Annotated in this window: 24 protein-coding genes; 5 read left to right on the top strand and 19 right to left on the bottom strand. The window is 34.2% G+C overall.

Going from position 1 to position 19,810, the window contains the following annotated elements; all coding sequences use genetic code 11:
• Positions 1–74 precede the first annotated feature (74 nt).
• The 11 genes from PSF86_RS06570 to PSF86_RS06520 form a co-directional block, all read right to left on the bottom strand.
• Entirely contained in the window at positions 75–587 is a 513-nt protein-coding gene (locus tag PSF86_RS06570) for a hypothetical protein (RefSeq protein WP_277899259.1), read from the bottom strand.
• Between the two features lie 71 nt (positions 588–658).
• Positions 659–1,561 carry a hypothetical protein gene (locus tag PSF86_RS06565; RefSeq protein ID WP_277899258.1) on the bottom strand — a complete coding sequence of 301 codons (903 nt, stop codon included), beginning with the start codon at positions 1,559–1,561 and terminating at the stop codon, positions 659–661.
• Positions 1,562–1,563: 2 nt separating this feature from the next.
• The gene (locus tag PSF86_RS06560; protein WP_277899257.1) at positions 1,564–2,619 is read right to left on the bottom strand and encodes an XkdF-like putative serine protease domain-containing protein; all 1,056 of its coding nucleotides are present in this window, start codon (positions 2,617–2,619) and stop codon (positions 1,564–1,566) included.
• 57 nt (positions 2,620–2,676) lie between these two features.
• Complete coding sequence (locus tag PSF86_RS06555; RefSeq protein WP_277899256.1) at positions 2,677–4,617, bottom strand: coiled-coil domain-containing protein; 1,941 nt, start codon at positions 4,615–4,617, stop codon at positions 2,677–2,679.
• Entirely contained in the window at positions 4,596–4,754 is a 159-nt protein-coding gene (locus PSF86_RS06550) for a hypothetical protein (RefSeq protein WP_277899255.1), read from the bottom strand. The genes PSF86_RS06555 and PSF86_RS06550 overlap by 22 nt, the downstream gene beginning before the upstream one ends.
• Before the next feature lie 2 nt (positions 4,755–4,756).
• Positions 4,757–6,817 carry a hypothetical protein gene (locus PSF86_RS06545; RefSeq protein ID WP_277899254.1) on the bottom strand — a complete coding sequence of 687 codons (2,061 nt, stop codon included), beginning with the start codon at positions 6,815–6,817 and terminating at the stop codon, positions 4,757–4,759.
• Positions 6,814–7,782, bottom strand: a complete 969-nt coding sequence (locus tag PSF86_RS06540) for a hypothetical protein (protein ID WP_277899253.1) — start codon at positions 7,780–7,782, stop codon at positions 6,814–6,816. The genes PSF86_RS06545 and PSF86_RS06540 overlap by 4 nt, the downstream gene beginning before the upstream one ends.
• Positions 7,782–8,279, bottom strand: a complete 498-nt coding sequence (locus tag PSF86_RS06535) for a hypothetical protein (protein ID WP_277899252.1) — start codon at positions 8,277–8,279, stop codon at positions 7,782–7,784. Before PSF86_RS06535 ends, PSF86_RS06540 begins: the two co-directional genes overlap by 1 nt.
• Entirely contained in the window at positions 8,273–8,722 is a 450-nt protein-coding gene (locus PSF86_RS06530; RefSeq protein WP_277899251.1) for a hypothetical protein, read from the bottom strand. Before PSF86_RS06530 ends, PSF86_RS06535 begins: the two co-directional genes overlap by 7 nt.
• Positions 8,723–8,737: 15 nt before the next feature.
• The gene (locus PSF86_RS06525; protein WP_277899250.1) at positions 8,738–9,448 is read right to left on the bottom strand and encodes a hypothetical protein; all 711 of its coding nucleotides are present in this window, start codon (positions 9,446–9,448) and stop codon (positions 8,738–8,740) included.
• Between the two features lie 56 nt (positions 9,449–9,504).
• Complete coding sequence (locus tag PSF86_RS06520) at positions 9,505–10,788, bottom strand: terminase large subunit domain-containing protein (protein ID WP_277899249.1); 1,284 nt, start codon at positions 10,786–10,788, stop codon at positions 9,505–9,507.
• An 84-nt stretch (positions 10,789–10,872) separates the two neighbouring features.
• On the opposite strand from PSF86_RS06520, the gene PSF86_RS06515 reads away from it, so the two are divergent.
• On the top strand, positions 10,873–11,088 hold the full coding sequence (locus PSF86_RS06515; protein ID WP_277899248.1) for a hypothetical protein: 216 nt from the start codon (positions 10,873–10,875) through the stop codon (positions 11,086–11,088).
• Positions 11,089–11,160: 72 nt separating this feature from the next.
• On the opposite strand, the gene PSF86_RS06510 is transcribed toward PSF86_RS06515, so the two are convergent.
• The 7 genes from PSF86_RS06510 to PSF86_RS06480 form a co-directional block, all read right to left on the bottom strand.
• A complete protein-coding gene (locus PSF86_RS06510) occupies positions 11,161–11,895 on the bottom strand; it encodes a hypothetical protein (protein ID WP_277899247.1) in 735 nt (244 codons plus the stop codon).
• Positions 11,896–11,989: 94 nt separating this feature from the next.
• Positions 11,990–12,526 carry a tyrosine-type recombinase/integrase gene (locus tag PSF86_RS06505; RefSeq protein WP_277899246.1) on the bottom strand — a complete coding sequence of 179 codons (537 nt, stop codon included), beginning with the start codon at positions 12,524–12,526 and terminating at the stop codon, positions 11,990–11,992.
• Between the two features lie 172 nt (positions 12,527–12,698).
• Positions 12,699–13,160, bottom strand: coding sequence for a terminase small subunit-like protein (locus PSF86_RS06500; protein WP_277899245.1), 462 nt, complete (start codon positions 13,158–13,160; stop codon positions 12,699–12,701).
• A gap of 124 nt (positions 13,161–13,284) precedes the next feature.
• Positions 13,285–13,773 (bottom strand): hypothetical protein, encoded by a 489-nt coding sequence (locus PSF86_RS06495; protein ID WP_277899244.1) that lies wholly within the window; start codon positions 13,771–13,773, stop codon positions 13,285–13,287.
• A 297-nt stretch (positions 13,774–14,070) separates the two neighbouring features.
• Positions 14,071–14,568, bottom strand: coding sequence for a sigma-70 RNA polymerase sigma factor region 4 domain-containing protein (locus PSF86_RS06490; RefSeq protein ID WP_277899243.1), 498 nt, complete (start codon positions 14,566–14,568; stop codon positions 14,071–14,073).
• A 487-nt stretch (positions 14,569–15,055) separates the two neighbouring features.
• Positions 15,056–15,595 carry a hypothetical protein gene (locus PSF86_RS06485; RefSeq protein WP_277899242.1) on the bottom strand — a complete coding sequence of 180 codons (540 nt, stop codon included), beginning with the start codon at positions 15,593–15,595 and terminating at the stop codon, positions 15,056–15,058.
• 107 nt (positions 15,596–15,702) lie between these two features.
• On the bottom strand, positions 15,703–17,022 hold the full coding sequence (locus tag PSF86_RS06480) for a hypothetical protein (RefSeq protein ID WP_277899241.1): 1,320 nt from the start codon (positions 17,020–17,022) through the stop codon (positions 15,703–15,705).
• A gap of 210 nt (positions 17,023–17,232) precedes the next feature.
• Between PSF86_RS06480 and PSF86_RS06475 the strand changes: the two genes are divergently transcribed.
• Complete coding sequence (locus PSF86_RS06475) at positions 17,233–17,388, top strand: hypothetical protein (RefSeq protein WP_277899240.1); 156 nt, start codon at positions 17,233–17,235, stop codon at positions 17,386–17,388.
• Between the two features lie 203 nt (positions 17,389–17,591).
• Here the strand turns inward: PSF86_RS06475 and PSF86_RS06470 are convergent, their stop codons facing one another.
• Entirely contained in the window at positions 17,592–18,173 is a 582-nt protein-coding gene (locus tag PSF86_RS06470) for a hypothetical protein (protein WP_277899239.1), read from the bottom strand.
• 53 nt (positions 18,174–18,226) lie between these two features.
• Here PSF86_RS06470 and PSF86_RS06465 point away from each other — a divergent pair, with 53 nt between their 5' ends.
• The 3 genes from PSF86_RS06465 (at position 18,227) to PSF86_RS06455 (ending at position 19,792) form a co-directional block, all read left to right on the top strand.
• Positions 18,227–18,943, top strand: coding sequence for a hypothetical protein (locus PSF86_RS06465; protein ID WP_277899238.1), 717 nt, complete (start codon positions 18,227–18,229; stop codon positions 18,941–18,943).
• A gap of 2 nt (positions 18,944–18,945) precedes the next feature.
• Entirely contained in the window at positions 18,946–19,338 is a 393-nt protein-coding gene (locus PSF86_RS06460) for a hypothetical protein (RefSeq protein WP_277899237.1), read from the top strand.
• A 190-nt stretch (positions 19,339–19,528) separates the two neighbouring features.
• Positions 19,529–19,792: a hypothetical protein gene (locus PSF86_RS06455; RefSeq protein ID WP_277899236.1), complete on the top strand. Its 264-nt coding sequence runs from the start codon at positions 19,529–19,531 to the stop codon at positions 19,790–19,792.
• The last annotated feature ends 18 nt before the right edge of the window (positions 19,793–19,810 follow it).

Raw genomic sequence — 19,810 nt, 5'->3', positions numbered from 1 at the left:
GCTAGTGATGGAAGAAGCATAAACAAAAAACCCCTGTCAGGACGACAAGGGAAAAATAAAAGAACTGCTATTTTTTATACAAGTGCCTTAAGTGCTGTTATAGTGGATTCGTCCAGGAAAGGGGCTAAATCTTTTTCCATTGCGGTCAAGGTCAGATTATACCCATTGAAATCTGTTTTTGCACCACCAGAATTTATATCCGTACCCGTTAAATCCATTCCTTCCGAAATACCAGCAGCTTGAAAATTGCCGTTATAATCTTCGATTACTATTATCGGTCTTCCCTTGCTCATTAAATCAACTTGCAAGCTGGTTTCTTTATCTAATTGCTTCAGGGCTAAAGTCAGGGTTTGAGTATTAACGTTTGTACCAGTGTTTCTGTCACTTACTTTATTTTGAGCAAAGTTGTTACCATCCGCCCGAAGTTCGTACTTGAAAGCTTCAGTTACATCTACATTAATAGCGATTGCCTCACCGTCCGTAATAGTAAAAGGGTCTTCCACGTAATTTATAAAGTAAGCAGCCCTTATACCACCTAAAGAATCTTTACATGGTTCTGTGCGTCCTGCTGTTATTAAACATGCCATAGTTTTATATTATTAAAAAAAGGCAAGCAAGCATTTGCCTACCTGCCTTTTGAGTTAATTATTTATTTTGATTAGTCTGCTGTTTCAGTAGATAAATACCATACGATTTCGGCAGAGTTGTAATAGCCAGTTCCACCAAAATAAGCTACTTTACCCCTTACTTGTCCAGAAAGTAATCCTATTTCATCTTCATCTACAACTGATACTTCGTTTGCATCATTTTCTTCATCGGTACCAAAAACTAGGTTAGTTTTTCTATAAACTACAATTGTATTATCGGGTAAACCACCGATTTCTTCAACTTTATAGCGTCCATAGACCATATCAAGCTCTTTACCGCCAAAACCTGCTCCGATTCCATTAGCTACCAAGTACTGGCTATAAGCTTCAGCAACATTAGAAGAAACTGCAAAAACTAAATCGGATTTCTTTTTGATTGAAGTTGGTACCGCATTTGATACTAATTCAAATTGTGAAAGTACATTTGCCTTTGTAATGGCAGCAGCAGCGGGTACGATACCGTTGTTAGCTTTGATTACATCATCATCTGCTGTAAATTGAGGGATAAAACCACCTATTTGACCAGTAGTAGCTGCGTTACCGTTCCATATCTCATAATCCAAGTTTTCAGCAGTATCAGCTAATTTATCAGCCTTGATACCATCCATCATTTCACTATCTAAACCGTTCCATGTGGCTCTGAAAGTATCTTTACATACTTGAAAATCATCTTTGATATGCTTTACTGTAAGTACATTTTCAGATAATACAACTGCACCTGCTGGGGTAAACCCACATGTATAGTCTACACGTCCATCGGTTGTCTGTATCTTTCTTAGGTTTAATTTGTATTTTACTTTAGGGGCTACTGTTACAAGTCCTCTACCTAAAGTATCACCTTCTTTAAATGAAGCGGTTAAAATCTTTCCGGCTTCACCTGCATAATTACTGTTTACTGTGTTAGTTGTTGCCATTATTAGCTATTTCTTAATCGGTTAAAAATTCGTTCTTTTGGGTTTGTTCCTGTAACTTCTTTTGATGCTAACTGTACAGGTGTGTGTTTAATAGGCTTGGTTGCTGGGGTTTCAGAAAGTTCAGCTTTCAAATCAGCAACTTCTTTTTCTTTATCTTCAAGTTGTTTGCTCAAACTAGCTTTATAAGCCTCAAATTCCGACTTTAAAGAGTTCAATTCTTTAAGGAGGTCTTCATTTGCAAGTTCAACTTCTTCTTCTGGCTGTGGCTCTTTTAATTCAGCTACCTTACCATCTGTTACAACTGCAATCATCCCTGTTTCAAGTTCATATTCGTTGTCCTGTAAAGTCTCTTTCATTTCTTCATCTGAAAATACAGGTGCATCCAAAGCAAGTAATTCACCTTCAAAATAAATGGTGATATCCCCTGCCTTGATTGAGCCAAGTTTTATTTCTTGATTTGAAAGCATTGCTTTTAATTCAGCAAATCCTTTTTTTAGTTCGTCTATTACGTTCATATCTGATTTTAAATTAATTTTCTCTAAGCTGAAAAGCCCATCAATTGAAAAGCCTTTTACTTTCCCACTCTTTACATAACTGTTCCATACCTCGTCACTATCTACTTTCATGGCTACCATCCAACTACCTACAGGATATTCAAAACCGTATTTTTTTGATTTGTCATGTTCTGCATCTTCGATAATCCAGCTTTCTACAACTGCAACACCATCAATTACTTCTTCGTGCTCAAGGGATGAATTGTTATTGAAGTGGTTTTTTAAAAAGGCATGGGCACCTTTTTTTATTTCTTCTTTGGAAAATGTGATATAGAACTCTCTACCTTCAACATTGCGGTAAATAAGCTTATCGGGTTGCATGGCCAGACCTACTAAAAGTCTTTGTTCTTCATCTATAGTAGATAATTGAGTGTGAAAGGTTTCGGGTTTTTCGTTCTCTTTAAGAGCCACAAACATACCTTCCATAGCAGGATTTTCAACCAAAGACAAGGCATAAATACCTTTATCTTCTTTTTCATTAAATATCACATTATATACTTCCATAAGCGGGGATTTATTTTTCGCCCTACAGAATTAACAGAAGTACTCTTTAAATGGACTTTAGAAGCTTGCTGTGGCTTGTATATTCCTGTCCAGTTCCTGTTGTGTGCTTACATCTTTACCTACCACATACGCCTTTACAGGGTTGTTATTTTGGTTATTTAAACTTTGTGCAATCTGATTTATACCTGTATCACCAACTATATTAAACGAAGGTGCATTTGGAGCAGAAGAAGAATTATTTGCCGATATTTCGCCTGAACTGTCTGGTGAAGCCCCACCACCTAATTGAGATATAGCCTTTTTGGCACTTAATACCGAATTTGCTATACCTAAACCTGCTGCAATAGAATTTATGGCTACAAATGGCATTCCCCCTGTTAATGGCAAGGCTGCTGCCGCTTTTGCATTGGCAACTCCTGTATTGGAAATGATTTTGGCAACGGATGCTACTTGTTCTGCAATAATCCCTGCTATGGCTAAGGTTTTATTCTTTTCTCCCAGTTGTTTTAAAATATTTGAAAATTGCCCCAATAAATCAGCTTCGGCATTAAGCACATCATTTTTGTATTCCTTTTCCTGTAATGCAATTTCTTCACGTTTTTTGGCTTCTTCTTTTTCGGCTTCCGTTCGCATCTTTTGATAATATGCAACTACTTCTGCCTTTTGTTGCTCGGAAGCTTCCAATGCTTCTAGTTCCGCAATCTTTCTTTCTTCTTCCAGTTCAAGTTTTTCAATCTCGCTTTCAGCTTCGGCATCTTCTATTTTCTGTTTAAACTCATCCCTGATAGCTTGTATTGATTCCAACCTTTTTAATTCATCTTCCTGTTCCTTTTTAAGCTGTTCTTCCTTAGCTTTTTTTTCGGCTTCCCTTTGTGCCTCGGCTTCTTTCTGGAATGCAGATATTTGACTGTTAAGGCTTCTCTGTAAATTCAGTCTTTTAGTTTCAAGCTGTATTACCTCTGCCTTTAATTGTGCTTCTTCTTTTAAGTCCTCTTTGGTTGATTTGGATAGTGAGTTTTCTGCTACTTTAGCGTTATATCTAGCTTGGGCAAGTGCTATTTCCCTATTGGTTATATTTTCTTCTATTGTTGCAGCCTGTTCTAAGAATTTAATTCTTTCACCTACATCATACTTTTCTTTTTCAACTGCCTTAGCCCTTAAATCTGCTACATCTCTACTGGCTCTGGCACGGGCAACTAATAAATCCCTTTCTTGTTTATCTGCTGCTGCTCGTATATTGGCTATTTCTGCGGCTCTTTTTGCATCTGCCTCTACTTCTGCGGCAAATTCTTTTACCTTATCTATGGCAGCGTTAAAACCGTTTACGATTTCTTGGTTGCGCTTGTTTATTACATCAACCGATTTTTCAATTTCGGTCTGTACTTCCTTTAGTTCTGTCTTTAACTGTTCGGCTTCTTCGGCATCTCCCGTAAATTCGTTCCATTTTATACGCATTGAAAGTATACCAGCTTCTACTCCTTTGGTTAGGATAGTCCAATTAGCTTTAAATCTGTCAATTACTTGCCCTTTAATGAACTCGTAGCCTGTTTCTAAAGCAGTTTTAAAATCTTCCCAAGCTTTCTGTGGGTTTTCAATAGAATCAATTACAACCTCACCAAAATCACTAAGAACATCCATAAGATTACCTACCACTGAACCTATTACACCCATCAGTTTAGCAAACTTATTTTGTCCTTCCTCACTAGATTTAAAGGCAGCCACTACAGAAGCAATAACCGTAACCAATAAACCAATACCAGAAGCTGCAATTGCAACACCGATACCTTTAAAACCTTTGGCAACACCTCCCAATGTTCCTATAAGGTTTTTACCTTTGGTTATAAGCCCACCAGTAAAATTATCAGCGGCATTAGTAACACCATCCAAAGAACCCTTTGCCTTTTTAGATGTTTTATCAATAGAGTTACCTAAATCATCTACATTTTTCTGTGCATTCTTTGTATTTACATCAATATCTATGGTTTTCTTAATTGCCATTTAAGTTTTCTTTTAGCTTGGTTGATTATTTCTTGGAAGGATTTGGGCAGTTCATTCTTTCCTTTGGCTATCTCTATTTCTTTAGAAATGCCATAATAGTTATCTGTTTGGAGTAATTTTAATATCTGTACTATCATCGTTAATATATATCGTTTAGCAGTTCCAATTGTGTTATATTGGTGGTAAGGTTTATTTCCATATTATTGATTATATAGCGTGTACCTGATATGATTACTTTATCATTTAGCTGTAACTTAGTTAATAGATATTCAGGTAGTTTGGCGGTGTATTTGTACAGCCTTCTTTGTGCTGAAAATATATCGGTTATATAATCTTCGTAATAGTTATTGTATAGCGTCTTTTCAAAGAGATAACCCGTATAGGTGTCTGTTTCAATTCCAAACGTTAAAGATTGATTACTACTGAAGTTACTATATCTTCTTTCATAGATGTATGGTACATTGCATTCATTTACTTCTGTTGTTCCTCCGCTTCCATTGTCTATTTGTATTGTATAGTCACCTAACCTAGTTTCAGTATTAAAAAACAAAATCGGTTTTGCGTCTGTTGGTTCTTCTTCCTCATCTACCTTGTAGCCATACTGGAAATTCGTTAAATCACTTGAATCTGCATCATATAGCCTTTCATATATCATCTGCTCGAATGGTAGTTTAATGCTGTATTCTTGTCCATCTACTTTTTCACCGCTACCATCAGTTACTATGTGTTGAAGATTTCCGTAGTATCTGTTGTTTTGGGTTTTAAACTGCTGTTGAAGAAACGTTTTTGGCTCTTCATACTCGAAATTAATTTCGTTTAAATACTCCTGATTTGAAATATCTACATTTTCAATACTTACATACTTGGTTATATCATATTCATTCCCATCAGCATACCAATTATTAAGGGTATCAACGTAATAGGAAGTATCTGAAGTAGGAATAACCACCAAGTTAAAGGCATTGATAATACCAGTTACAAAGTCCTTTACTTTCATATCTGGCATATTATCTGAAATAATAGCCCTAACCGTAATTGATGTCTGGTCAACATCATTTAGCTTGGTTGTGGTATAGCTCCTTGTTAGATTAGGCGGCATTACCTCAATGTATCTTTCTAATGTTATCCAAGTTTCAGCAGTAAATTGAAAGGGGGCATCTGCATTAATATAAAACTCAATATCTCTTTCATAGGGAATCGTTGGTACATCTTCCCAATCAATACCTGTACCATGACTTCCATTACCTGTTATTGTCTTTGATGTACTTATATTATTTGTAATATCACGTGCTGTTATCGTGTAAGTCACATTCTCATACCCTGCCGAGGGGGTGACCTTTGTAAAGTGGGATATATAACTTTGTCCTTCATGTGCCCCGTCATAGTCTACTTGTTGATGGTATTGTGTTGTACTGGATGAAGTTAGCTTTACATCATTCGCACTACGTAATACTACCCCATCTTTGGAATTACCAAGTGTCATATATAGATTGTAGAATATGCCTGTACCATTTATGAGTTCATCTGAAAAATCAATACCGTACACAGTTTCTATCTTATTAAAAATATCCCTTACCCTCATAGCAAGGGTAACATCCTGTATCTTGATAGGTTGTGAGGCTATATTTAGGACTGTTTCTGTGTCCGTTGTATCACCTGCATTTGCATTGTATAAAAATCTCCTTTTAGGTGAAATTGCCGTATAGACAAGTGCCTTAAAAAATATTCCTGTGTTTGTTACTCCCCCATAATCATCGTTATCAAAAGCTATTCTAAGCGTATCAGCATTGTATAAATGGTTATACTGGCTAAAGTCAACATCCTTTAATATATCATCCCCGAACAAATCAGTTAAACTAACCAAGTTGCCGAAAAATGTGATTTTATAACTTTCGGGCTTTCCGTTCTTGACGGTTACACCTTCCAGTCTTATCTTTCCCTCCTTAAATGGGATGCTGGATATTTCAATTTTAGCTGTTCTCTTTACCCTTGCATCAAAACCGTTTACAATAGAAGCGTTGTAATAATGCCTAAAAATCCTGTTGTTGTTTTGGGATGCAGGAACTGTAAAGCTTTGTGAATAATCGGTAAAAACCTTAGATATATCATTGATGTTCTGTACGCTCGAATTAATTACAATGTTCTCATCCTTGAACAAGTCCAGTCTTTCATTTTCTATATATATAGTGGTTTGCTTCATATTACATCAAAAGCATATTTGAATTTTATATTATGGCTTATTAACTTGTCTGTTTTACGTGTTTTAAACTCGTAAGAACTTGTATCTACAGTTAAAGGTATATGTGTGCCACCTTCCAACAAATACACGTGCTCAGACAGTAATAATTGCTTTACTGTTTCATTGTACCATTCAGGAAGGAAGCCCGAATTGAGTTCTAAATTTTCCCTTCCCGTGGTGTTATATCTCTGATATGTTCTGGTGTAAGGTTTAAACTCTTTGGATTCCGTTTTTAAGCTTTCTGTGGGCTTTTTAAAAAATGTCATTATCTCCCATGCTCCGTATTTGTTCAAAAACATTATGTCCTTTGGGGTGTACTTACATTCACTTTTTATTTCAAAATAGATTTCATTGCCTCCGATGGTTACTGTAAAATCATCTTCAAAATTTGATAAATCCAACCATATATTTTGTAGGTTGCTCCTTATTTCTGTTCCTGTTTGATAGTTATAATTTGTACCGTTTATATTGATTGTTCCTGCACTCTTTAATACTGGTATATTGAAGTAGCCTGATGCATTAACAACATAGTAATCATTGGATAGCAGTATCTTATTTGATGGTATATCTGGATTTTCTCCCTCCATAAAGTAGCCGTACCCATCTGTTGCAAATAAGCCTGTAAAGTTCTCGGTATCAACTGGCGTTAAATATGTTTGATAGATATTTACGGCAACAATATTACCTTCTATAGATTTCCGTACCCCTGTGGAACTGTAATATATAGGCGTATATACATAAAAGTCCTTTATAAGATTTGATATTTCAAATTCAATCGTAGATGGGGGTACATTTTTAAAAATGGTATATGTTGGGGAACCTGGCATACTTCCAGAAGTCCAACAATGTAAAGTCATGTTTACGGCCGATGTTGTACCAACTATTTTAGATGGGTGTATCGTGTATGGGGAGCGTGTTAAAATCATTACTTTTTCAATGTCTGTTTTAAAAATTTATCGGTATCAAGTGCAAAGGCTTCAATTACTTCTTCATCCAAATCCTTAAAAGCCTTCTCAAATGGCTTGGTAAAAAATAAACTTGGTTTTATGCCTTGTTCAAAAATCGATTTCGACAATAGATACTGTAATGATTTCCTGCTTTGAAATTTTCCTTTATTATCTCTGGGGGCAATCCCTTTTTTCTTAACTATCCATTTATCAAATACAGCTAATGGTGGGCGTTTGGTAGTATACTTGTATTCTGTATCATATTTCTTCTTAGTACCACTAACCCCTTTATCTTGGTACTGTCCGTACTCTTCCATTTCAAAGGATAATGAGAAGGACTGTTTATGTACCCTTAAATCATAGTCAATGCTGTTATAAAGCTTCTTACTTACCTTGGAGACATTGCTTTTTGATTCCCTCACTACTGTTTGGGCAAATTGGGATAATGCTTTTTTTGTGTTATTTGGAATTAACATACAGCTATCTCGGTATTTGGTATCTCAATGTCAAAAGTCATTGCCCACCCATCCAGTAAATTCATCCTACTTTCATAAAATGGTTCACATGTTGGGTTTTCACTTATAGCTACATCATTATCAAGCTTTACAATTGCTTTATACAGCCTGTTTAAAATGGCTAACATTGTATTCATGTTATCAATCTCATTATCATTGCCAACAAACTTTTCTTCTACTGTCTGGTTTCTCTTATCACGTATATCCATAGCAAAAACAGTAATGGAAAAACTGATTGTCTGTAGTCCTAAAGTGGCTGCTCCTGTCTGTATGTGCGTTAAAGGGTAGATGTTCTTTTTGTCTAAATCAACATCGGCAATATCACCCTGAGTAACCGTATTAACTAAATTATCGGCTTCTAAGGTTTCCTTTATAAGTTTAAGTACTTGAAAATAATTACGCATTTCTACTGTATTGTTTTAGTTCTGTTTCGGCTTTATCTTTGAGGTAGCATAAATGATTGAGGGAGGTATGAACGTTCTGTTTAACGACTGTCTCAATTCTGAGGTAATCCCCTCCACTGAGTGCGTCAATTGAGATGTACCAACCCCATTTGCTATTAAAGTTTCTTGTACTTTCTTTTGTTGTTCCCGTGCTACTCTGGGTAAATAGTTCTTGATATAATTCAGTAAGTCGTTGCCTATAGTCCAAAAAAAAAGCATTGAACCAATGACAATATCAAGGGGCATCTTTTTAAAAGCTTCGTTTGGCTCTCCTTCGTAAGCTTCTATTCTGTACTTCTCCCCTTTCTTTTCTGTGATGGGGCGGTAAAGAACGCTCATAGCTATATGCATCTTTTGCCAATTGCCTATATGCGTATCTAAGTCGATAAACTCACCAAGTGACATCTTGTCTAAGTTCGGGATGAAGCCGTAGGTTATACCATCTAATTTGAAAGTCTGTTTAAGTTCTGGGGTTTCGGATAGTACCGTTGTTATGCCATCAGTTATTTCAATGAAATCTTTTGATGGTATATGCTGTATATGAAGTAGTTCTACACCGCAAAATATCTGTATCATTTTTTCACGTATAAACTGTTCATCACTATCTTCTGCCACATCTAAAAAACGTTGATAACTTTTAAGTGTGATATCTTTTAAAGATGTGGGGATTGTTAAAGTTTGCTTCATGTTTGATTATTCCTTGATATAGAATTAACCGTTTGAAGTTGTGTGTGGGAGAAATTTTAACCTATATGATAAACCCCATAATTAGGGCGTAGTTCAAAATACATGCGCATCATCATTGCATCGCTATAGTCTGGTGAACGTCCTATTATTTTTTTAATGGCATCCTTGTTAAGTAGTTTTATTCTGTTGGTGTCAACCTCAGCAGGTAGTTTTATCTGTTGCAGTTCCTGTATAAGAAGTTCTTTTGTTTTGTAATTAATTGAAGTTATTGAAATAAGGTTACTGTTTATTATTTCAGCTAATTTGTAATAACATTGGTCTTTCAAGCTGGCAAAGTTTTGTTTCTCTCCTTTTACCTTTAGGGGACTGGCATTATTAACAAATCCTTTACATCCGATATGGTCACAAAGAAACCCTCCCACTCCATTTTCGTCTGCAATGATGTTAGACAAGTTTACGTTATATTTCGCCTGTAATTCTCTAATCTCTTTTGAGAGTTCAATTAATGTATTTTTAGCCAGTTCTTTAATCTCGATTACTTTAAGTCCATCCCATACATAAATTACAGATTTGTCTTTTCCAAGGCGTGCTACGTCTATAGTAATGTATTTTATACCGCCTCCAATTTGATTAGTAAATAACTTGCTTATACTTTCTTCATCAATTAATTGCCCTGCTTCTCCACCACCTTCGGCTAAGTATAATTCCTTAAATATCTTTTCTGGTAAATCCTTCTTTGCTTGTTCTACTTCTTCAAGGGATAGTATGCCAGCTTCAACTGCATCGTATGCATTAATAACGAACTTTTCGTAAGTACTATCTGTTTCGGCTTTTTCTGCTAGTAAGGTAAGCCAGTTACCTTGTCCTTTGTAGTTGGCAATAAGGATGCAATCCCCCTTAGTAGCTGTAAGAGTTGAACGTAAAGCAAACCAAGCTTCTTCTTTTGCTCTACTAGCTTCATCAAAAATAGCTGTCTTTACATCGTCACCGTACAAGTTATCTTCATTGTCAGCGGATTTAAAAGAAATAACAGCACCGTTAGGACAAGTAATGGTAAGGTTACTTTCATTTATGCTATATACCTTTGATTTTATCACCTTACGCTTCATGCGCTTAAAGGCTATCTTACTTTGTGAGTAAGTTGGAGAAACCCACCAGAAATTATCACCTTCCTTAACATCTGATTTATGGGCTTGTTCAAATAAGTACCATATACAACTGAATGTTTTACCGCACTTAGTACTGGCCAATACAATCCTAAATCTTGCTTTTGATTCTGGGTAAAGAAATGCTTTTTGGTAATCGGTAAGCTTTGGGGCTTTGATAGTTAATTTGCTCATAAGTGTTATTTATTGCACCTATGGAATTAACAGTATGTTGTGGCTGTTGGGGGAAATTGTTATCTTGAAAGAAATATTTTTACCATGGATTACTCAGAATTTTCATCTAACGTAAATTTCTTCTCACTTTTATGTAAAATAAAAGCTTTAAAATCCGTCTTGTCAGAAGAACAACAAGCTAAATACCATAAAAATTTATTAAATATTGTGGAAGAAAATATTGATACTATTGAAGAGGAGATACCCAAAAATAAAAGAAAAACATTTAGGGCGGTTGTTATGGCAACACTTGAAAATTAAAATGGACGCTAATTGAGGCGGTTTTGATGTTTATTTTTCTCATACTGCATGTTGATGGAGCTGGGAAAATTGTTAGTTTATCATATGAGTAATAGCTGCTGCACCTAATTGATATACATACTCCAACCCTTTTTCTATTAGGAATGGGGGAACATTCTTTTTTAAAACATTAACAAATGCGGTAAAAATTTTTCCTCCTGCAATTCTAGTTTTAGCATATATATCTGCAAATTTATCTAAAACTTGCTGTTTTGTATAATTACCAATATTTTCATCTAAATCTTTAACTGAATCTACGTATTCACCATCTTCAATATCTTCATTCTTTAATTCTAATAATAATTTACTTGTGAAAGATTTAATTGCAAGTTGGGCTTCATCATCAAAGGGTAAAGTCTTTGCATCAGGGTCAAGTGATATAAACTTTTCAAAAATATTATTTCGGTAATGGTTGAACATATTACTATTTGGATGTGGATTAAAATTTGAATGGTCTTTAATAAGATTAATCCAACCTTCCAAATTCTTTATTACCATTGAACTATCATAGGTTTGCTTTTTTATTCCATTGTCTATCCTAGACTTTGGAATGAACTCTATATTGTAACTAACTCTATTCCTTGCAAATTCAGGGGTAGATATAATCCATTTAAAACCCAATTCATTTTTTATATCTTCAATATGAATTATAAAAGAATCATCTCTTACAATTCTTATAAATTCAGAATTTTTTTCAACTACATTTCTTATATTAATAAAAGTGCTTACAATATTCTTTTTTAGAACGATTGGTATATTGTTATTCATCCCTTTGTACTTTATTTAACTTTAAATCATAAAATTAAGAGAAAAATACATGTACATATAATTCATACTACATTATTTATCAATTAGTTATCAACTACAAATTCAAATAGATATTATCCAGTTCTTCCTGCCTTATCCCTAGGTAAACTTTTGTCTGCTTAATAGTTACGTGGTTAAATAACTCATTGAGATATACCAAACTTCTTTCGCTTCCATTATCATTTTCCCATACCCTTCTACCGAATGCTTTTCTTAGTGAATGGCTTGTATATTTTCTGCCGCCGTTAAAATGTTCCTTCATCAATCTGTTAATCTGTTGTGTGCTGTATACAGAGTTCTTTTGCGAACGAAAACAATAAAAGTTATCTGGTTCATCTGTGAAGTGTTTCAGGGCGTTCTTAATATTACTGTTCACCGTTAGCTTTCTTCTTTTCCCTGTCTTACCCTCGACAATTTCAAATGATTCCTTTCTAAGCTGTTCGAATGTGAGAGTTAATAAGTCGCTAATTCTTAAGCCTAAATTAATGGCTGTAATAATTAATAAACCAAAGTTTTTATGTTTTTCTTCCTTTATTAATTTCATTCCTTTATTAAGTGCCGTATCGAATTCTAAATAAGTGCTTCCTGTCATAATAAAATGTTCATTTACATTAGTATTACGACAAATATAAACATTATTTTTTAATAAACTACCCTAACAACCTATAAATAAACAAAATGTTCATTTTCATATCTTTTTGAACATAAAAAAAGGATGCCATTTCTGACACCCTATAAAATGAACTCAATCAATAACTGTTTTCTTAATCATCCCCGAAGTCTATGTTGATATCAAGTGGTTTATCCCCACCTTCTAGTATATGGGTTGATTTGTCGCTGTATTTTTTGGCGAACATTTTGGACATTAACCATTTCCTTGTATCTACTCTTAGCTTATCTCTATTTACTACATGGTGGTTTATTATCTCTTTACCGTCCTTATCTGTAATTATATCGTCGGCTGTAGCATCTGCGATATCAAGTAGTTCTTCTGCCATTTTTTCGGCCCTAATCTCTATCGCACGGGAATATTGTTCCGCTTTTTTTGGGTTTTCGTCTATCCATTCATAAAATGTTGTCCAACTGATACCCTTCTCACTATATCCACTATTACCTTCATCCCCTTTATCAGCCTTAGATAATGCTGTACGTAATGTATCTCCCTTTCTAATGAATTGGCAAATATCATCTAGTATCTTATCTCTTTGTTCTTGTGTATATGCCATTATGCTAGTCCGTTATTTTGTTTGTACTCTTGTGTCTCTTCTATAGGTTGTTGTTTCTTGCTGTTCTTTTCCTGCGGCGGTTCTATAATTGTTTCTTTTTTCTTCTTAAATAATTTCATAGTATTTATTTTTTATGTTCTGCGGCGACTTTATCAATCATATCTATATACTTTTTCCATATCTCTCCGTTGCAAGTCCTGCAATTGTCTTTTGATATGCTCATGTTAAGTACTTCTTTAAGTAATAGTATGATAGTGTCCTGTTGCTTTGCTGTTATTGTATTTGTCTTTTTGATTTCCGTTATGGTACTATTCCATTCATTTAACTGTTCTTCGCTCATGCAGTTAGGCTTGTTATATGGGAATAACTGATTTAATTTCTGTTTTCTTTCTTCGCACCCGCAATCAATACCTGTCTTCTCGCTTACAAATTCAACTGCTTTTTTGATTCCTGTGGCGGTTGTTATCTTCTCTATGGTATCACCTAATCCTTTTGGGGCGAGTATCTTATCAATGTAAGCTTCTTTTGTCATCCCTACCTTGTACTTATGGTCGGGGTACATTTTTTTTATTTCTTTTACTTTGTATTGCTGTAGTTCTTCTCTATTTTTCATACTTAATTAACCGATATATAGGTTAATGGAAGAATTTTTATAATTTTAGATTATGCATTTGGATGGTTATAAGGACTGCTCTTACTATAAAAAATTTTTGGATAGCCAGGTTTGTGAAGTTGTAAATGAATTACTACCCCTTCATTTAAGCCCTAATGAATTCATAAAAAAGGCTATAAAACGCTATGTCGTAAACACTAGCGAAGTACTTTTACTTTGCCTAGAAGAAGATGAAGAACTTCTAAAAAAACATCGAGCAGAATGCGGAGTCAAACTTATAAAAAAAATAAAATCTCTTTAAACATCATCATTATACATTTCTTTTAGTTTATCTAGTGCACGATTTTTGTACATTCTTAAGCGGTCTCTACATACTCCTGTTTCCCTTTGTAAGCTTCTCTGTGATTGTTCTTGGTGTCTTAGTAGCACTTCCCTTTCTAAGTATGGAATTTCGTCTAATTTAGCTGATATATCTTGCCGCCATTCTAGTAGTTCGTTATCTTCGTAGGTCTGTGTACTAGACCAGTAATCATCATCCTGTAAGTACTCGTATTGCTTCTTTGCGGTGCTGTTATATAGATGGTTCCGTAGCATCCTGAAGATGTATCCAGTTGATACAAATTGCAGTTGTGGTTGGCTCTGGTCGCTTAGTCTCTCATGTAGCTTTATGTACATTTCCTGTACCATTTCATTTGCCTTATCATCATTTGCGGCGGCACCTAAAAGCTTCTTTGCCATAAGTACAAAGCGGTCATGCTCTTTGGATATATCTTGTAAGTTTGGGTTCATTTTCATAAGTAGGAACTTGTTATTACCTGTAGAATTAACAGGAATGGGTTTGTTTTGGAAGAATTTTTATAATTTGGTGGTATCTAAAATCACTATTATGAGAATTGAAAAAAATAAAGTTGCAACTTGGTATGAATCTTGGCTTGATGAAAGGAGTACCACTTTATTAAAAGTCTTTAAAAGATGCTGTAAACTAAGTAGTAATAATCCTATTACCTCATTAAATAACATAGAGTCAATAAGAATGAAAGTTCGATTAAAATTTCTTTCATACGAACAGTTAATACTTTCAAATTGCTTAGATTATGATAAGGTTAAACTTAAAAGGTACTTTATGAATTCTCTTCGTAATTTAGAATCAACTATTTGTCCATAAAGAATAAAACCCCGTTTAAGGACATCATCAACACTATCTAGTCCCAAATCATCCCCATAGCCTTCAAAAATCTGTTGGGGTGTCAGTCCTTTTAGATGAAGGTGAAGTAAGAGCATATCAGTTATTTTCATCATCTATGCCTTGTAAGAAATACTCAAGTGTCATTTTGGGTTCTTCGGGTTCATTCTTTTTTGTCTCTGAAGGAGCTGAAAAACACCCCTCTCCCCACTCTTCGGCTAGTTGTGCCGTGTTTTTTTCCCAGAACTTCTCTGGCATAGTGAGTTCACTATCGGGGTTTAGGAGTTCATGTACAGGTATAAGTACTCCCTTAGATGTATTACTGTCGCCACCTACTCTGTATCCGTCCCGTTTATAGAAATTCCTGGCCATTTCCTTAAGTTTTTTTGTAGGCATCACAAGCTTCATACCCTCCCACTCATTACCAAATTCAAAAACATAGTACTTTGCTTCGGATGTCGCTACCCCAGAGGGTTTGCCCCTGCCTTCAAATTCCAGAAAAATATTTGATGTTATACAGGTGCGTTTCTCATACTTCACTTCTATTTCTGATTTGTCCATCTTTAGGAAGGCCGCTACTTTATCCTCGGCTTCTTGTCCGATTTTCAGGTCGTATCTAAAATCACTATTACGCTTCATCTTCTTTGGTGTTTTGGTTGGTTGGTAAAATTTCTGCTTCTAGCTTCTCAAGCATTATTTTTTGTTTTTCGATTAATTTCTCGAGTTGGTTAAATGTTTCTTTCATTTTATGCTGCTTTTAGTTCTCGTTTTATTTCTACTTTGAAGCCTATTTTTTTGAATAAACCATTAACATAGGCTTCGACTTCATCTATTTTATCCTGTGGCACTGTAATGCTATCATGTTTGGTGAAAGCTAATATCCCTCTCCCATGGACTTCTTTTAATATGTTATCAATAAAGAGTTCGCTTTCCCATTCCTGCAACATTATACAAAACTGGTTATCCCCAAAGGTTCTTTTGTAGTCAAAAATAAATTTTGCTACTTCTGGATACTTTTTTTCAAACATTCTTGTATAACGGTTACTCTTTGTGTGGCGGCGGAAAAGTATCTGGAACATCATTACTTTAGCTTCTTCCCTTGTTATGTTTGATTCTTTTGCCATTTCATCATATAACTTACCTTTCTCAGCGGCTTTTGCAAAGTTTCCATCTATTATATCATTTTCTTTAAGAATGTGGCTTAAAATGGCTGGCTGGCTGTTTGCCAAATCTAGTTCAGCTAAGTTATTTTCTTCTTTAATGATTCCATATAACTCACTTTTCATATTTGTGAAATTTGTGTCGAGGCGGTTGTTTGTTTCGTTTCGGTTAGCATACAAAGTATCTTCACTCTTTAGGTTCTCGATGCTGGCGGTGTAAGATTTATATGCATCTTCTTTAGCCATTACCATTAACATTTCTGCATCTATAATGTAGAACCGTTTATTTTTTTCGACCAGCACCCTATTTGTTGCATCTGCTGTTACGGCAGCATCTTTCCACGTAATAAACCTATCTTCTACAAAACCATCTAAATCTATTTCCTGTACACGCCTGCACCCGCCCCATTTTACATCCTCAAAGGCAGGATAATCTGAAATGGACATATCGTCTATTATTTCATCACGCTTGGCATATAGCTTTGGGAATGGTATAGAAAGCTTCTTGAAATCGTTGATAAAGGCTTCTCTCTGGCTCAGTGCGGCTATTTCCTGCCCTCTGTTCTTGTATCTTCTGAAATAGCTGTACTTCACTACATCAACATCTTTATCCTGCCAGTATATCGGATTAATGAACCACTCCAACGCCTTACCTTCGAAATATACCCCACTATTATATATTATATTATAATCTACCAACAGATTAGCATATTTGTAATATTTACTACCTAAAGCTGATATCCAGTATGAAGCTGGGATAGCATCCTTTTCACTCTTTAGTATCAAATCGATAATCTGAAAGCACCTATGAAGTTGCACCCTGGAAGTTGTTATTTCTTTTATTTCCCGAACTAAGGATGTCGGGAGGACTACATTAGTAAAGTGTTTGGATTTTCTTTTAATCATTAAATGTTAAAGTTTTGTGTATTTCGTCGATTTATTTTTGTCAGAATTAAAATAGTTAGTAAATTTGCAAGGCATTTTATTCTTTTTTATTTGTCGCAAATATAGTGAATCCTTACACTATTTCCAAACTAGTTATTTTTTTAGGATATAACAGCTGTTAACCCTTTTGTAGCAAGGCTTACGGGATTGTAAAATTTAATAACTACACTTGTGAAACTAGAAAAAGATGATTTAGTACTGGTAAAAACTGACAATATCGGTGAATGTGGAAAGGTTAAATCTATCCATAATGATGGAACCGTTTTAAAAATAGAACTGGTAAGAAAGGATGAAGGCGGTAACTTAGTGGAGTTAGGAAATCTATAACAATAGAAAAGCTTGGTAAAAACCACTAAAATACTAGGAAGTGGTAAAAAAAAGTCAAAAATATCTATTTTCTAAAATCTTTATTTACATTACTTTTTAGTTTTCTTTTCTTTTACCTTACTCATCTATATCCATAATGTTCTGCCTTTTTTGTTAACCCCTATAAATACAGGGTGTTCCAAGGGGTGTTTTTACATAAATGTTTAGTGAATCGTATCAAGTTTCCCATTCTTGAAATTTAAAAAATAAATTTTCTCATCGGTTTCAATAGTATAGGATTCCCATTGTGCCGACCTACTAAATAACTCAACATTATAACCAGCGTTTTTGAAGTAGGATATTACTTCCTCTTTTTTCATCCCTATTTTTATATTTTCAATATCAAACTCATTTGATTCGTTCTCTTCTTTTATCTTAATAAATGGTGAAAGTAATTCAAGTATTTTTTCAGCAGCTTCATAATCAATTGCTGGGATATAGAAACTATCCAAATAAACAGTGTCGCCTATGTACATCCCACAGCAATCATCACCATTTTTACAAAATAGGTCAACAGATACTGTTCCATTCTCTATCACTATCTGCATATCCTTAATATCATCAAAAGCTATTTTGGTAAGCAATAATTTAACTCCATCCTTGTTGTAGCCGTACAAGATAAAATGATTGTCGTTGCTGTATGCTATTTCTTGTTCTTCCTCAACATACTTATTTATTTCACTTATAGGGAGTTTCTGAGAAAAGGTATTAAACGAAATCAAGAATAATAATAGTAAAAGTTTCATTGTTAGGGCGTTTAAAAATTTTACTAAATTTAGTGAATTCTAAACCAACATAAATGAATATCTACATAAAAGCCATGGAGATTGGCTCCGATAATCTTGATAACGGTATTACCTACCCTAACATGATAACAAAGTTAGAACAGGAACTTAAAACAAAAGATTCGGAATCAAAATATAAGGTATTGGTTTCTCCTGATAGCAAATATAATTTTGCTATGTGGTTTGTTGATAATTTTTCATGCCGTGATTTTGTTACTAATTATGGCAGCAATAATAGAGATTTTAAAACTTATATCAATCGATTTTATTTTTATATGCACGAGAATTTAATGTTAGAAGAAGAATTTCTGAAGGTTCAAAAACGTCCTACTGGCGTGAGAGAAGAATATAAAAATCAAAATAAGGATTATCAAACTACTATAGCGGTTAATAAATTTTTCAAGCAAACATTTTTCCTTAACGGCTCAACAAATAAACAGTATATAGATTATCTAGAACTAGTTGAATCCCGTGAATCATCACAAAAAGCACTAGAAAAAGCCGATGAATCAATTAAACTAGCCAAAAAATCAACAAACTTTGCAGGATGGGCATTGGTAATATCCATAATTACAGCGATTACATCTATAGGATTATCTATTTATCAGCTATCTAGGCCTATGCCAGACTATCCACAACCGCCATACGATGTAAATATTAATAAAACTTTAGATGTTAAGGTAGCCGAACCGATAGAAATAAAAAAAATTGATACAACCAAAATTAAATAGCTATGGCTAAATTTAAAATAACAGATAAACATAGATTAATATATCTTGACCTCTTTGAAGACAAGGGAACAGTTAATTTTGTTTGGTCAAGATTACCTGAACTATGTACTAAGCACAATTTAACCAAGCAAGAACATGAGGCAATAGTTAGAAATATCATTGATTTAGGACTTATTGAAAAACTAGGCTCCTCTTATAGGTTAAGTGAAGTAGGGAGAAAGGTTAAAGAACTTGGCGGCTGGTCAAATTATCAAAAATGGGTAAGTAATAATGAAGAACTTGAAGAGCAGTTAAAAAAATCTACTATTTCTACCAATATAACTACTAAATGGGTAGCATGGATTTCTTTAGGATTAAGCATAATAGCAATTCTAATTTCTTACTTCAAAAATTAATATGGGCAACTTAAATCTAATTATATTCACAATAGCATTTTCCTTACTTCTACACCGCCTATACAAGTCGAGAAAAATAGATTATAGCTTATCATTATAGGAGTAATTCTAATTTTTAAGGTAGTTTAATCTAAAAAAAGCGTATATAAATTTTTATTATCTTTACCGTATTAAATAATAAATTATTACTATGAAATTTTTAGACTCCCTAAAAGAAAAAGAAAAACTTGGTGAAGTTAGAATTGAACGTACAAGGTACACGCCAGAAATACTTGTTACCATTAGCAAAAACGGCATTAATAAGGCTTCTTATGTATGTAGAATAATAGAAAGTCAAGTATTTAGCAAAACTAATGAACTTTTATATACCATAGAAAGTCATATAGGCAACCATTCTAACTATTCAGATTATATAATATTTGACCATAAGTTAAATTATCATACAGACGCATAGATGTTTTATAGTAGGGTT

Source organism: Galbibacter pacificus (genome assembly GCF_029603165.1).
Classification (GTDB): domain Bacteria; phylum Bacteroidota; class Bacteroidia; order Flavobacteriales; family Flavobacteriaceae; genus Galbibacter; species Galbibacter pacificus.
This window is presented reverse-complemented; position numbering and strand designations above follow the sequence as displayed.